This is a genomic window from Pedobacter folensis (assembly GCF_056490665.1).
Map to the genome: position 1 here is coordinate 1,228,264 of NZ_JBWJIF010000002.1, position 15,138 is coordinate 1,243,401.

Genomic DNA, 15,138 nt, shown 5'->3' on the forward strand with positions numbered 1-15,138 from the left:
TAAACGAATTGAAAATGAAAACGATCATAAAATTATACGTACCACTTTTATTATCTGGATTAGCCCTGATAGCTGGTTGTACCAAAGACTTTGAAAAAATTAATACAGATCCAACCTCAGTTGGACAAGAGCAATACAATCCGAACTTTCTTTTATCTACAGCCCAGTTAAATTACACCGGAAGCATCGATTTTGCTTACGAAACCTGGCGGGGAAATTTAATCTATGCTTCTACCATGATGCAGGGCATGTCGTCGGTAATTGGTTATTGGGCAGGTGATAAATATATGCTTAATGAAGGTTACACAGCCGCTTATTGGGAGAAAGCTTATCCCGATCAGGTTAAATATGCTGCAGATTTGGTTGAGTTTACCAAAGGAAAAAACCAATATAATAACGTTTATCAGATGGGTAGAATCTGGAAAGCCCTGATTTTTGAGCGATTAACAGACTTATATGGCGATATACCTTATTTTGATGCAGGAAGAGGCTATTATACGGCAAATTTATATCCTAAATATGATGCACAACAAGCCATTTATACCGATCTGTTAAAAGAGGTTGATGAAGCCAGTACTGCCCTAAATGCCAGTGGTGATAAAGTAACAGGCGATCTTGTTTTTGCCGGCGACATTGCAAAGTGGAAACGTTTTGGAAATAGTTTGATGTTACGTATGGCCATGAGGTTAACCAAGGCTGATGCTACTCTGGCCCAGACCTACATCAACAAAGCAGTTGGTAAAACCATGACCGGCGATGCAGATAATGCTTTATTTAAACATGATACCAATGGTGCCCGTGTAACACAGAACAGAAATGCACAGGTTTTATTGGGCGATGGTGGTCAGGAGAATTATTACACCAGGTGGAGCAGTACCTTCATCAATTATTTAAAAACAAATAACGACCCGCGTTTAGGTAAGGTAGCGGTAACCAAGTTATATTTAACCGATGGGACCAAGGATCAGAACCCTGCCTTTATTACCAATCCTGCGGTACAAAAAGGAATGCCAAATGGCAAAGATTTAAGTGGTATTGCAGGAAGAGATGTTCGTCAGGATCCTTCTTATACTGATTTTACAGATTATTCTTCTCCAAATCCAGGCATGCTAAAAAGAGATGGCAACACCTTTATCCTCACCTATGCCGAAACAGAACTGCTATGGGCAGAGGCGGCACAACGTTATGGTATTGGTGGTTCGGCAGCTACACATTATAATGCTGGTGTAACTTCTGCAATGACCTATCTATCTCAATATGATGCATCAATGGCTATAAGTGGAACCGATGCTGCGGCTTATTTAACCGCTCATCCCTATGTAGCGGCCAACGGTTTAGAGATGATTGGCACCCAATATTGGGCGCACACCATTACCATGCTCGATTTTTATGAAGCCTGGTCGAACTGGAGAAGAACAGGTATCCCTGCGTTGGTACCTATTGTATATCCGAACACCAATACAGGCGGTTCAATTCCACGTCGTTTTCCTTATCCACTTTTCGAAGGGGTTACCAATGCCGTAAACTATAAAGCGGCATCAGCAGCTGTTCCGGGAGGCGATAAGCTGGTGGGAAAAGTTTGGTGGGATAAATAAAATAATTAATATCATCCCGATTTTTACCAGCCGATATTGCATTTTGCAATGTCGGCTTTTTTTTTTGGCTTGTATTTTAGGTCTAACCATTTGCGATATTGATCAACTTGTTAAAGTTCTATATTCATCAAACGTTTGCGCGAAACTTGCTTGAGTGTATCAAAAAGTTTAGTTTATCTTTAACTCACATGAGTACCATCTTCAGCATTAAAACTGTGATCTGCTCAACAGAATAAGCTAAACGCTAATAATATTAATTCAGTATTTACACATGAAAAGCATGCTATTTACGGTTGGTTTCATTATCACCGCTCAAAGTCTTTTATTCGGACAAACCGACAGCACCGTTATTAAATCAGTGCCTAATATTAAAGAACTAAAAGCCGGCGATAAGAAAGTTGTTTTCCCCGAAAGCCCCAAAGGTTATTCGTTGGTATTCAAAGGAAGTAACCGCGCACCGATTATCGATGAATCTGGAAGCATAACTACTCCTTTGGTGGCCACAAATGTCAACTTGTACTTCCAGCTGGTTAGTCAGGTAAGCGATTCGATAAAATATGATGTATCCAGGCAGGTTGTTGTTCCAGGCAAATTCTCCGATTCGGGTGTTAACCCACAACCCTTTGTAATTCCTGCCTTGCGCGAATGGCATGGCGGCAAGGGTGAGTTCTTTTTAACAGCCACCAGCAGAATTGTTTTAAATGCAGCCAATGAAAAACAATTACAAAACGCTGCCAATATTTTAAAACATGAACTGAAAGATCAGTTAGGTTTTAACCTGTTAATTGTGAAAGGTAAGCCTAAAAAGGGAGATGTTTTTTTAACCTTAAACGCAAATGATAAAAGCATTGGAGAAGAAGGTTATTACTTTGATACAGATGAATATGTTAGCATCAGTGCAGTAAAATATCAGGGACTATTTTGGGGAACGAGAACTTTATTACAGTTATTGGAGCAGAAAAATGCCATTCCAAAAGGATTAGCAAGAGATTATCCAGAGTTTAAAGTCCGCGGATTTGTACTCGATGTAGGCCGAAAGTTCTTTAGCCTTCAGTTTTTAAGAGATTATGTGAAATTCATGTCGTATTACAAATTGAACGATTTTCAGATTCATTTAAATGATAATGGCTTTAAAAAATATTTCAACGATAACTGGGCTGATACCTATTCGGCTTTCCGTTTAGAAAATACAACCTATCCGGGGTTAACCGCAAAAGACGGTTCCTATACCAAAAAGGAATTTATAGCATTACAACAACTGGCCGATCAGTATGCAGTTCGCATTATTCCAGAGATTGATGCACCGGCACATGCACTTGCCTTTACCAAAGTGGTTCCCGAAATTGGCAGTAAAGCATATGGTATGGACCATCTCGATCTCCATAATCCACTAAGTTATACGGTTATGGAAAATGTGTTTAAAGAATATATTTCTGGTAGCACACCCGTATTTACCGGTAAAGCAGTTCACATTGGTACCGATGAATATGCTAAAAAAGATGCCGAAGTTTTTAGGGCTTTTACCGATCGCATGATTAAATACGTAGAAGGTTTTGGGAAAGACGTAAGGCTTTGGGGAGCGTTAACCCATGCAAAGGGTACTACTCCTGTTAAAGTAGAAAATGTGGTGATGAATACCTGGTACAATGGTTATGCAAACCCTATTGAAATGAAGAAACTGGGCTATAAGCAAATTAGCACGCCTGATGGATGGCTGTATATTGTACCGGCAGCTGGCTACTATTACGATTACCTGAATATTAAAAATCTTTATAATAAATGGACGCCTTCGATGATTGGAAACGTTCAGTTCCCATCTGGCGATCCGACCATATTAGGTGGTTCTTTTGCGGTGTGGAATGATATTGTAGGCAACGGAATTACAGAGAAGGATGTACACGACAGGGTATTCCCGGCAATGCAGGTGTTAGCACAAAAAATGTGGGGAGGCAGTAATACCACTTTAAAGTTCGATGATTTTAATGTGTTGAGCAAAAAGATAGGAGAAGGACCCTCGTTAAATATAGGCGGAAAGTTATCTAAAAACGATGTGCCATTTACAGCTCAATTTAATTTTGATAAAAAGGATAATCAGATCAAAACCACTGGCGCGGCATATGCAGAAGGATATGCAAAAAATGCGTTATCATTTTCAGGAAAGGATAGTTACGCCAGGTTGCCTTACACTGAAATAGGATATAACTATACGGTTTCTTTTTGGGTAAATCCTGCAAATAACAATGCAGATGGTGCAGTATTATTCAAATCGCCAAATGCAACTGTCAAATTAAAACAAACAGGTACCGGTAAACTTGGCTTTTCGAGAGAGGGTTATGATATCGATTTCGGATATGTTTTACCTGAAAATAGCTGGACACACGTCGTGATAACCGGAACCAATAAGGGCACCAGTCTTTATGTAAATGGCAAACTCGAAAAACGATTGTACGATAACTGGATCACGTTTACGGATAAAGACAAAACGAGAGTACGTAAATCGGAAACTTTGTTTTTTCCGCTTCAAACCGTAGGTGGATTTAAAGGGAAGATAGATGAATTACAAGTTTGGAACAAGGTATTATCAGATGAAGAAATCCTGGCCTTAAAATGATAAAAAAGAATTAAACAATACCCGTCTCGATTAAATTAGTTTTTACCAGCCGATACCGCATTTGCGGTATCGGCTTTTTTGTTCTGCATATTTCGGATAACATTTTAGGCAAACGTTTGTGCTGTACCAATTTTTGGCTTTATTATCTGATGCTTAAACCCTATCTAAACTGTAATATTAAACAGTCGCAGGTGTTTGATTTGGTTGTATTTTTGATTTTGTATTCTCTTATTAATCAAACGTTTGCGCGTTGATTCGGAAAAATATCTCCGCTGCAAACCATTATCTTTAATTAACAGGATACGATATCACCCGTAATTTAATGTTTGTTCATTTTAACTACCTGGGTAAGATTGTAGTTGTATTTTCTGGCGCAATACACAAATGATTTTTAATTAATATTTAACCAATTTAAACCAAAGAAAATGAAAAAAACAATTGCTTTACTAGTCGCTACCTTAGCTTTTACCGTTTGTCTGTTCAGTAGTTTTACGCCCGAAAAAGTTGCCCTTGCTCCAAAAAAGGTGATGCGTAGAGGTGTAGTTACAGTTACTAAAAATTTTACCACCAGTAATGGACTGGCTGCTGTGGCAACACTTCAGTATACTACAGGTCAGGTATATAATAGCATCACCGTAACCATACAGGGAGAAGGTAACGTTCCGCTAACTTCGGTGTCGCATTCCTCAGGCCCTATTTATGCCGATACTTTTGAAGGTTACAAAGCCGGATCTTATTATGAATATTTTGTAGATGTATTGGTTACCGGAAACCAAACTATAGGCTGGCAAATTGCAGATGCAAGCGCCGAAGCGGTTGTTATTTAAATTGTAAGCCTAAATAAAGAGTCTACTGCTTCATAGCAGCAGTTTTTTGCAGAACCGGCATTGCCAAAAGCAGTGCTGGTTTTTTTATGGTAACATTTCTAATGCGCTTTTTGATAAACGCCACAATAGTTTGATATTTAGGAACCAAACCAAAACGATGAAATTCAGATTTATACTTGCCACATTTTTAAGCGTAAGCGCTGTTGCCTATGCACAACAGGGACCAAGAAAAAGCCAATCTAAAGAAACCGTAACCACTACCCAGGTTACTGTTAAAGACGAGCCAAAATCTTCGGCAAACGAAAGAACCATTAAAGTAGAGAGCTCGGTAGTTACCAATCACGCGGTAACCATTGATGGTAAATCCGTTCCGTATAAAGCTACAACAGGTACCCTGCCCGTTTGGGATGAAGACGGAAAACCGATTGCAGGTTTGTTTTATACTTATTACGAACGCAGCGATGTGCAAAATCGTGATAAACGACCTTTAGTCATCTCTTTTAACGGTGGTCCGGGCTCGGCTTCCGTGTGGATGCATATTGCCTATACGGGTCCTGTGGTTTTGAATATTGATGATGAAGGTTATCCTGTACAACCTTATGGTTATAAAGAAAATCCATATTCTATTTTAGATGTTGCCGATATTATTTATATCGATCCGGTTAATACCGGCTATTCGAGAGCAGTAAGTAAAGATATTCCCACCAATAAGTTTTTTGGCGTGCGTGCCGATATTAAATACCTGGCCGAGTGGATCAATACTTTTGTAACGCGCAACAACCGATGGGCCTCTCCAAAATTTTTAATTGGCGAAAGTTATGGTACCACACGTGTTTCAGGCTTGGCTTTAGAACTGCAGAACAGCCAGTGGATGTATTTAAACGGTGTGGTATTGGTTTCGCCAACCGAACTCGGTATTGAACGGAGCGGTCCTGTTGATGCGGCTTTGCGTTTGCCGTATTTTGCTGCTACCGCCTGGTACCATAAAGTTTTGGCGGCCGATTTACAAGCTAAAGATTTAACGGCGATGCTTCCGGAAGTGGAAAGTTTTACCATTAATGAGTTAATCCCCGCTATTTCGCAGGGCGGAATGTTGAGCGCCGATAAAAAGAAAGCCATTGCAGTGAAAATGGCCCGTTACTCAGGGCTTTCAGAAAAAGTGATATTAGATTATAACCTCAATGTACCAACCGATTTCTTTTGGAAAGAATTGTTGAGGGATAAAGGTTTTACGGTGGGCAGGTTAGATTCGCGCTACCGTGGTATTGATAAAATGAGTGCCGGCGAAGGACCAGATTATAATGCAGAACTAACTTCCTGGCTGCATTCATTTACACCAGCCATCAATATGTACATCCGTAATGAGCTGAATTATAAAACCGATTTGAAATACAATATGTTCGGCTCTGTTTATCCATGGGATCAAACTGGCAATCAAACCGGCGATAACCTCCGTCAGGCCATGGCACAGAATCCTTATCTGCATTTATTGGTGCAATCGGGTTATTACGACGGGGCCTGCGATTATTTCAACGCGAAATACAGTATGTGGCAATTAGATGCTGCGGGTAAACTGCAAGATCGTATGAGCTGGGAAGGTTACCGTAGCGGACACATGATGTACCTGCGTAAGGATGACCTGAAAACGGCTAATAACCATATCCGTGAGTTTATTAAAAAAGCATTACCAAAAGCCGGCGAGGCCGCTAAATTCTAAAATTTTCGAGTTGACAACTTTTAATAGCAATGTGTATAGGAAGTTGTCAACTCTCTTAGCCAAAATTCTTACCTCTAAGAGACTCTTTTTTTTGGAGCGCAGAGGCAGTACAATAATTAACGTTCGTCCTGCTTTGCGCTCCGATCTTTTTTGCGCTTTCACTCCGCTCAGGCTAACAAAAAAGGATCTTCGCTTCAATCAGGGCTAGATGGGTTGGGCCGGGGGCACGGAAAACCCTCATCGATGCAAAAACAGGTGTAATCTAAACCTGACACCCGCGATAGCCCAGATTTAAGCACTGTTTATTTTGTTTTTATGGTGTGCTTGCATATTTCACAGGTTTCATCTGGGCTAAAGCAAATGGCACGACTGCTCTAACCGAAACGCTACAGGAATTGCTTTCCAAACCCTAATTTAAAGCTTATAAATTCTTTTAATGTTTCAACTCTTTTAGGTTGATTTGAAGCGCAGCTGCCGCATAAATATTATCGTTCGTCCTGCTTTGCGCTACGATCTTTTTTGCCCTTCCACTCCGCTCAGGCTAACAAAAAAGGATCTCCGCTTCAATCAGGGCTAGTTGGGTTAGGGCGGTGGAACGGAAAACCGGGCATCGATGCAAGAAGTGTAATCTAAACCTGATCGTACGGATGCCGATTTTTCGTCGGCAGTAGGAAGAGCAGGACGGAACCTAACCCAATAACCACTGAAACTGCTTTCCAAAAAAGAAATAAATCATATATATAGCGTTCTTTTATTAACCTTGCTAAAGCGATTTATTTCCTCCAAAAATGCAAACGAAAAACTGTTGGTTACAAACTAAAAATAATTACTTATTTTTGTGGTTCAATTATGCAGCAAATAAAAACATCATTCGATTTTGAAAAACCTATTGCCGATTTAGTTCAGCAGATAGAAAAGGTTAAGCAAGTTGCCGAAAAAACTAAGGTAGATATGTCTGCCACGTTAGACGAGCTTGATGGTAAATTAGATGAAACTACCAATAACTTATATAAAAATTTAACCGGTTGGAATAAGGTTCAGATGAGCCGTCACCCTGATCGCCCGCAAACCCTTGATTATATCAATATGATCTGTGATGATTTTATTGAAATGCATGGCGATAGAACGGTTAAAGATGATAAGGCAATTATTGGCGGTTTTGCTTCTATAAATGGTCAAACGGTAATGGTTATCGGTCACCAGAAAGGTAAAAACACTAAAGAGCGTCAGTTTCGCAATTTCGGTATGGCCAACCCTGAAGGTTATCGTAAAGCGTTACGTTTAATGCGTTTGGCTGAGAAATTTAATAAACCGGTTGTTTCTTTTATCGATACCATGGGTGCTTACCCTGGTTTAGAGGCAGAAGAGCGCGGACAGGGTGAGGCGATTGCCAGAAACCTACTAGAAATGTCTATTCTACGTGTGCCCATTATCTGTATTGTTGTAGGTGAAGGTGCTTCCGGAGGTGCTTTAGGTATCGGTATAGGTGATAAGGTTTATATGTTAGAACACACCTGGTACTCGGTAATTTCTCCTGAATCTTGTTCATCTATTTTATGGAGAAGCTGGGATTTTAAAGAGAAAGCTGCTGAATGTTTGAAATTAACTTCTGATGATATGTTTGGCAACAAGCTAATCGATGGCATTATTCCAGAACCGCTTGGAGGTGCACACCAGGATCCGGAGTTAATGGGCCGAACTTTAAAAGATTACCTTGTTAAAGATTTAGCGGCATTGGGTAAATTAAAAACGGATAAACTGATTGAACAAAGAATTGAAAAATTCTGTGCAATGGGTGTGGTAAACGAATAATCATTAACTAAAATAAATTTGAATCCTGTTTGGCCATGCTGAACAGGATTTTTTTTGTTACTGAAATCCATCTATAAACACCACATATATTTAGCCCCGTCATGCTGAATTTATTTCAGCATCTATCAATGCGGTAAAGACCCTGAAATAAATTCAGGGTGACGTATCTCGCGATATCTTAAACCTATCAGGTTTTTAAAACCTGATAGGTTTGGTCAACAAAAAAGCAGCTACAAATTAATGCAGCTGCTTTGTAAGTTATTGTTCAGATTCGTTTACTGTTGCGGTCCCTGTTGTGGGAAGAACATCGACAAACGACTTTCTAAACTGTTAAATGTTTTCTGCAGCTTATCGCTCAATTTATCCTGACCTGCAGCTTTACTGGTTTTAATCATTCTGTCCAGGTAGTACAATCCGGTTTGAATGTTCTGCGAGCCGGTTAAACCTTTTGATTGTGAAATATCAGCCAGGTAGTTTAATTCCTTGTTGATATAATCGCCAGATTTGTCTAAAATATCATTGGCTCTGGCAGTTTCGCCTAGTTTATACAAGTTTTCAGCCATGTAGAATTTCACTACAACTGTACGGATGCCGAAGAATTTATCAGGCATTACCGCAAAATATTTATCGACTACTTTTTTGGCATCAGCAATTTTACCTTCTTTAATTAAGCTGTTGGTTAAGCTACTGAAGATATTGGTGAAAATGAAAGTATCGTCTGATGATTGCGGATCTAAATATTTAGCGGTTTTCATATTTCCCCACTTAAATTTAGTCATCACATTATTATACAGAACAGGCGTATTCAATTGCTCTGGTCTATCTTCCGATGCCGTAGTGTCGGCTTTAAGCGGTAATAAACGCATCGCTAAACCTTCGCTGTATAAATACTTATCTAAGCCATTATATTGCTCAGAAGGCACGGTAGAAGCAAAATAAATTGGGCGTTTCCAGTTGTTATGTGCCAGGATATCGAACATAGCCAAAGTTCCTTTAGTTACATAACCCTTATTAAACTTCCAATCCATTGTGGTTGTGATTTTTGAAGCATCGGCTGCAGGCACTGTGCCTGTACTAATTACTTGTTGTGGATCTACCGTAATTTTAAGGTTTTTAGTTGGCAGGAAGTTAGATTTTGATCCATCCTGCATCGGTACTTTATCGCTCTCATCGTTCGATAACAATAAATCAACTACGTTTTTAAGCTCAATGCTACCTGCAATTTTGTAATCATCGTATGGCATTACATCTCTTTCGCCTTGTACATATTGTTCAGGTTTCATTGAAATTGGCAATGGAGCTGATTCATTTTGTTTTTGTCTCAGGCCATTGATGTACCAATCTGTATCGAATAAACTTAAGTTTACGATACGTACATCAGGACGAACATTTTCTACCTCCTGGATATACCAAAGTGGGTAGGTATCATTATCGCCGTAAGTAAATAAGATGGCATTTGGCGCACAAGATTGTAAATAATCTAAAGCAATATCGTGTGGAACCAGTTTCGTAGAACGGTCATGGTCATCCCACCCCTGCTCGGCCATAATTACCGGTGCAGCCAATAATCCAATCACCGTGGCACCAATAGCACCGGCAGTTGGGGTTAGTTTTTTAAACAGCCATTCTTTAATGGCGAGTGCACCAAGTCCGATCCATATCGCAAAGGCATAAAACGATCCAACATAAGCGTAATCCCTTTCGCGGGGTTCTAATGGCTTCTGATTTAAGTATAATACAATGGCAATACCCGTGAAAAAGAATAATAATGCCACAACTCCGGCATCTTTCTGGTTGCGTTTGAAATGCCAAAGGGCACCAATAACACCTAAAATTAATGGTAGAAAGAAGAAGCGGTTGTACGCTTTATTATCAACTGTTGATGGTGGCAGGTTAGTTTGATTACCCCTCAACATGGCATCAATTGGTTTAATGCCGCTAATCCAGGTGCCCTCATGTCCGCTACCCTGACCTTGCTCATCATTCTGGCGGCCGGCAAAATTCCACATGAAATAACGCATGTACATGTAGCCAATCTGATAGCTGAACAAGAAACCAACATTGTCTACCAGATTAGGGTTTTTAGAATCATCTAAGCGCATCCATTCTTTATAAAAAGCAGCATGTTTAGGATCATCGCTATACATACGTGGCAACAAAGTATTGTTGTTATACTCGTAGTCGGTTTTTTTACCCGCTACCTCGTATTTGTCTTTTCCTTTTCTCCAGATGGTTTTACCATCATCGTTAACACCTATTCTTTCAGAGTTGTAATTCGGGCCATAACCCAATGGCCTGTCGCCATATTGCTCACGGTTTAGGTAACTTAAGAAAGAGAAAGCATCTTTAGGTGCGCTGTTATTTAAGTTCGGGTCTGCCTTTGCCCTGATGATGATCATCGAGAAAGATGCATAACCGAAAATGATTAATACGGTAGAGATTAAACCTAAGTTTAATAATTTTTTTTGGTGTTGGATCGAATAGCGGATTCCCCAAACCAGGGCGCCGATTAATAAAATGGCGAAGAATAAAACACCCGTTCCAAAACCCAGACCTAATGTATTTACAAAGAATAAATCGAAATAAGCACCGAATGAAACCAGGTATTGGATAATACCATATTGGATTACCGCTAAGATTAAAATACCAACAACAAGGGTTTTGATAATTCCGGTTGGGGTTGCTTTATCGGTTCTTTTGAAATAATAAATGAAGGCAAGTGCCGGGATGGTTAACAAGTTTAACAAGTGGATACCAATTGATAAACCCATAATATAGGCAATAAACAATAACCAGCGATCGGCACGTGGCTCATCGGCATGTGCTTCCCATTTAAGGATAGCCCAGAATACAATCGCCGTGAATAATGATGATTGTGCATAAACCTCCGATTCTACTGCCGAAAACCAAAAACTATCAGAGAAAGTATAAGCCAGCGCACCAACAGCACCTGCACCCATAATACTGATTAGTTTGCCAGTAGTTAGTTCCTCACCCGCTTTCAACACTGTTTTTTTAGCCAATGCAGTGATGGTCCAAAATAAGAATAAGATAGTTGCCCCGCTCGAAACAGCTGAACCAACATTCATCCAGTAAGCGATTTTGGTCAAATCTCCAGCTGCAAAAATGGAGAAGAAACGTTGGATCATTAAGAATAGAGGCGCACCAGGCTGGTGAACCACCTGCATTCTAAATGCCGATGCGATAAATTCACCGCAATCCCAAAAACTGGCAGAAGGCTCTAAGGTTAAAACGTAAGTTAGTGTAGCAATTAAAAAGCAGATCCAGCCTACTATATTATTAACTTTTGAATAATTCATTGGTTTGTTTAATGATATTAAAAATTGTTTTCACATAAAAATGCTGCCGAAATTAACTATTCTAGTCGATAAAACAGGTAAATTTTTGGATTGATTTAACAATTTTTAACGGCTTAAGGCCTTTGACATAAAGGATTTTAATTTATATGGGAAGCAAAAACCCATAAGCAGAAAGATGAAATCTGCCTATGGGTTAAAATTTAGTATGTTTTTTGCTTAGCCTGCTGCAAAAGGGGTAAACCTTGTAATCAGGTTGTTGTATTGTTTTTCCAGGCTTTTGCTCAGCTCTACCTGTTTAAATACCTCGGTTAATTTTACCATTTGTCCTAAATAGCCTAGATAAAAACGCACATCCTGCTCTGATGATAGCTGGTTTTTGCTTTCTGAAACATCTGCAAGGTGGGTCAATTCCTTACCTACATAATCGGCCGTTTTTTTGATCATGGCATTAGCACGGTTTAAATCATTTAAACGATATAAACTTTCGGTGAAATAATAAGTGCTCATTACCTGGCGCATACTGTAAAATTTAGCTGGAATCACCTCGTAATATTTGTCAGCCACTTTTCTGCTCTCGGTAATTTTACCTTCGTTTATTAAACCAGTTAATAAACCGTTAAACATATTGGAGAACATGGTGACATTATCAGCAGACTGCCTGTCTAAATGATTGGCATTTTTAATGTTGCCAAAGCCATATACGTTCATCAGGTTGTTGTACATCGGTTTCAGGTTCACCCGGTCAAAATCCTGTGTGATTGCGGTATCGGGTTTTAAGGGGAGTAACCTTTTGTTGAGGCCTTCTGAATAGAGGTATTTGTTAAGCCCGATGTATTGCTCATTTGGCATAGCCCCACTGAAATAAATCGGTCGTTCCCAGTTATTGTGTGTTAAAATATCAAATAAAGCTAAAGTGCCTTTGGTTACAAAATTCGAATTGTAGGTCCATTCCATGCTGCTTGCAATTTTGCCTGCATCTTCTTTGGGCACAGTTCCGGTATCTAAAACCTGCTGCGGACTTACGGCCATTTTAAGGTTTTTGGTAGGCAGTACGTTGTATTTGGATCCATCCGTCATGGTTACCTTGTCTTCATCATGATCGGACAGGAGCACGTCTAAAATTTCCTGTAACTCGATATGTTGCGCAATCTTATAATCCTGATAGTACATGATATCCCTTGTGCCTTCAACATATTGCTCGTGTTTTAAGGTGATGGGTAGGGGGGCAGATTCATTTTGTTTTTTCCGCATCCCATCGATGTACCAATCGGCTGTAAATAAACTTAAATTTACCACCCGCACATCCGGACGGATATTTTCTACCTCTTGTGCATACCATACCGGATAGGTATCATTATCACCGTAGGTGAATAAGATGGCGTTAGGGGCGCAGGATTTTAGATAATTAACCGACATATCCCGCGCCAGGTGACTGTCAGAGCGGTCATGATCATCCCAGCCCTGATTGGCCATAATCACCGGAGCACCCAATAAAGCAATAACCGAAGCAAAAATACTCGCACGCAGCGGCGTTAATTTTTGGAAAACCCAATCCTTTAACCCAAATACACCTAAACCTATCCAAATGGCAAAAGCATAAAACGACCCTACGTAGGCATAATCCCTTTCGCGTGGCTCCACAGGAACAGAGTTAAGGTAAACTACAATAGCCACGCCGGTAAAAACAAAGAGTAAACCGATAATGCCCGCATCTTTCTGGTTACGCTTAAAATGCCAGACAGCACCAATTAAACCAATAATTAATGGCAAAAAGAAAAATCTGTTGTATGCTTTATTTTCTACAATGGAAGGTGGCAGATTTTGTTGACTACCAAGCCTGATGGCATCCAATGGTTTTACACCACTAAGCCAATTGCCATCTTTTCCCCCAAACTGTCCATCTTCATTATCCTGCCTCCCAACAAAATTCCACATAAAATAACGCATATACATTTGCCCGGTCTGAAAAGAGAACATGTATTTTAGGTTATCCATTAAGGTAGGTTTGTGCTCATCATCAAAACCCATATAACTTTTGTAAAAGTTAATGTGTTCGGGTTTATCACTGTACATGCGGGGCAGCAAAGTTTTATCGGCAAAAACATATGCCGATTTTGTGCCGGCCAGTTCGTATTTCTTGTCGCCTTTACGGATAATTTTGCCTGTTTCTTTAATGTCGGTTTTTTCTGAATTGTAGTTCTCCCCGTAAAATAGTGGCCTGTCGCCATATTGGTCTCGACCAACATACCTCGAAAAAGAATATACATTATCTACATTGTAGTTGTTTAGGTTTGGTTTTGCCTGCGCCCTGATAATAAGTAGTGAAAAAGAGCTGTATCCAAAAAGTAGCAAAACGGTAAATAACATGGCCAGGTTTAAAACCCGTTTATTTTTCAGGATGGAATAACGGATACCATAAACCAAACTCCCAATAAGAAGTACGGCGAAGAACAGTATGCCTGTTCCAAAGCCTAAACCCATGGTGTTTACAAAAAAGTAGTCGAAATTTGCTGCAAAAGATATGACATACTGGATGATACCAAATTGCACCACCGCCAGCACAGCAATCGAAACCATAAATACTTTTAAAACGCTTTGCCAATTGGGCGATGGATTCTTTTTAAAATAATAAACAAATATTAAGGCAGGTATGGTGAGCAGGTTTAAAATGTGTACACCAATAGAAATCCCCATGATGTAAGCCACAAAAAGTAACCACCGGTCTGACTTTGGTTCATCAGCCTGCGATTCCCATTTTAATATGCCCCAAAATACAATCGCACTACAAAGCGACGACATGGCGTAAACCTCTGCTTCTACGGCCGAAAACCAAAAGCTATCAGAAAAGGCATAAGCCAAAGCCCCAACAAAACCTGCGCCCATAATACCGATGATTTTTTGATTCGTAATTTCTTCTCCTTTTTTAATAATCGTTTTCCTGGCCAGTGCCGTAATGGTCCAGAATAAAAAGAGAATGGTACCTGCACTTGCCAGTGCCGAAGAGATATTAACAAAATAGGCTACTTTGGTTTTATCGCCAAAAGCAAGCGCCGAAAACAACCTTTGGATCATGGAGACTATTGGAGCACCTGGCTGGTGAACGACCTCCATTCGGAAGGCCGAAGAAATAAATTCGCCACAGTCCCAGAAACTTACAGATTGATCTAAAGTTAAGATGTACGTGAGCGCAGCAACGATAAAACAGAGCCAGCCTCCAATGGTGTTGATCCTTGAGTAATTCATAGTTTAATTTTAG

The 15,138-nt window shown here is 39.9% G+C and carries 7 protein-coding genes; 5 read left to right on the plus strand and 2 right to left on the minus strand.

All coding sequences use genetic code 11. The features are described 5' to 3' along the window. The first annotated feature begins 14 nt into the window (after window positions 1-14). The 5 genes from AC04QZ_RS13840 (at window position 15) to AC04QZ_RS13860 (ending at window position 8,562) form a co-directional block, all read left to right on the plus strand. Window positions 15-1,595: a SusD/RagB family nutrient-binding outer membrane lipoprotein gene (locus tag AC04QZ_RS13840; RefSeq protein ID WP_478358233.1), complete on the plus strand. Its 1,581-nt coding sequence runs from the start codon at window positions 15-17 to the stop codon at window positions 1,593-1,595. A 271-nt stretch (window positions 1,596-1,866) separates the two neighbouring features. Next, on the plus strand, window positions 1,867-4,206 hold the full coding sequence (locus AC04QZ_RS13845; protein ID WP_478358234.1) for a family 20 glycosylhydrolase: 2,340 nt from the start codon (window positions 1,867-1,869) through the stop codon (window positions 4,204-4,206). Window positions 4,207-4,631: 425 nt separating this feature from the next. Beyond that, entirely contained in the window at window positions 4,632-5,033 is a 402-nt protein-coding gene (locus AC04QZ_RS13850) for a hypothetical protein (protein WP_086549078.1), read from the plus strand. A 157-nt stretch (window positions 5,034-5,190) separates the two neighbouring features. After that, window positions 5,191-6,750, plus strand: coding sequence for a S10 family peptidase (locus AC04QZ_RS13855; RefSeq protein ID WP_478358235.1), 1,560 nt, complete (start codon window positions 5,191-5,193; stop codon window positions 6,748-6,750). Window positions 6,751-7,599: 849 nt separating this feature from the next. Further along, window positions 7,600-8,562 carry an acetyl-CoA carboxylase carboxyltransferase subunit alpha gene (locus AC04QZ_RS13860; protein WP_086549081.1) on the plus strand — a complete coding sequence of 321 codons (963 nt, stop codon included), beginning with the start codon at window positions 7,600-7,602 and terminating at the stop codon, window positions 8,560-8,562. A gap of 275 nt (window positions 8,563-8,837) precedes the next feature. Here AC04QZ_RS13860 and AC04QZ_RS13865 read toward each other — a convergent pair whose 3' ends face one another. Beyond that, window positions 8,838-11,882 carry a glycosyltransferase family 117 protein gene (locus tag AC04QZ_RS13865; protein WP_478358236.1) on the minus strand — a complete coding sequence of 1,015 codons (3,045 nt, stop codon included), beginning with the start codon at window positions 11,880-11,882 and terminating at the stop codon, window positions 8,838-8,840. A 216-nt stretch (window positions 11,883-12,098) separates the two neighbouring features. After that, window positions 12,099-15,125: a glycosyltransferase family 117 protein gene (locus AC04QZ_RS13870; RefSeq protein WP_478358237.1), complete on the minus strand. Its 3,027-nt coding sequence runs from the start codon at window positions 15,123-15,125 to the stop codon at window positions 12,099-12,101. Window positions 15,126-15,138: the final 13 nt, after the last annotated feature.

Excerpts from the sequence above, each read along its gene's own strand:
- AC04QZ_RS13870 (WP_478358237.1), bottom strand. The coding sequence starts at position 15,125 with ATGAATTACTCAAGGATCAACACCATTGGAGGCTGGCTCTGTTTTATC.
- AC04QZ_RS13850 (WP_086549078.1), top strand. The coding sequence starts at position 4,632 with ATGAAAAAAACAATTGCTTTACTAGTCGCTACCTTAGCTTTTACCGTT.
- AC04QZ_RS13860 (WP_086549081.1), top strand. The coding sequence starts at position 7,600 with ATGCAGCAAATAAAAACATCATTCGATTTTGAAAAACCTATTGCCGAT.
- AC04QZ_RS13855 (WP_478358235.1), top strand. The coding sequence starts at position 5,191 with ATGAAATTCAGATTTATACTTGCCACATTTTTAAGCGTAAGCGCTGTT.
- AC04QZ_RS13865 (WP_478358236.1), bottom strand. The coding sequence starts at position 11,882 with ATGAATTATTCAAAAGTTAATAATATAGTAGGCTGGATCTGCTTTTTA.
- AC04QZ_RS13845 (WP_478358234.1), top strand. The coding sequence starts at position 1,867 with ATGAAAAGCATGCTATTTACGGTTGGTTTCATTATCACCGCTCAAAGT.
- AC04QZ_RS13840 (WP_478358233.1), top strand. The coding sequence starts at position 15 with ATGAAAACGATCATAAAATTATACGTACCACTTTTATTATCTGGATTA.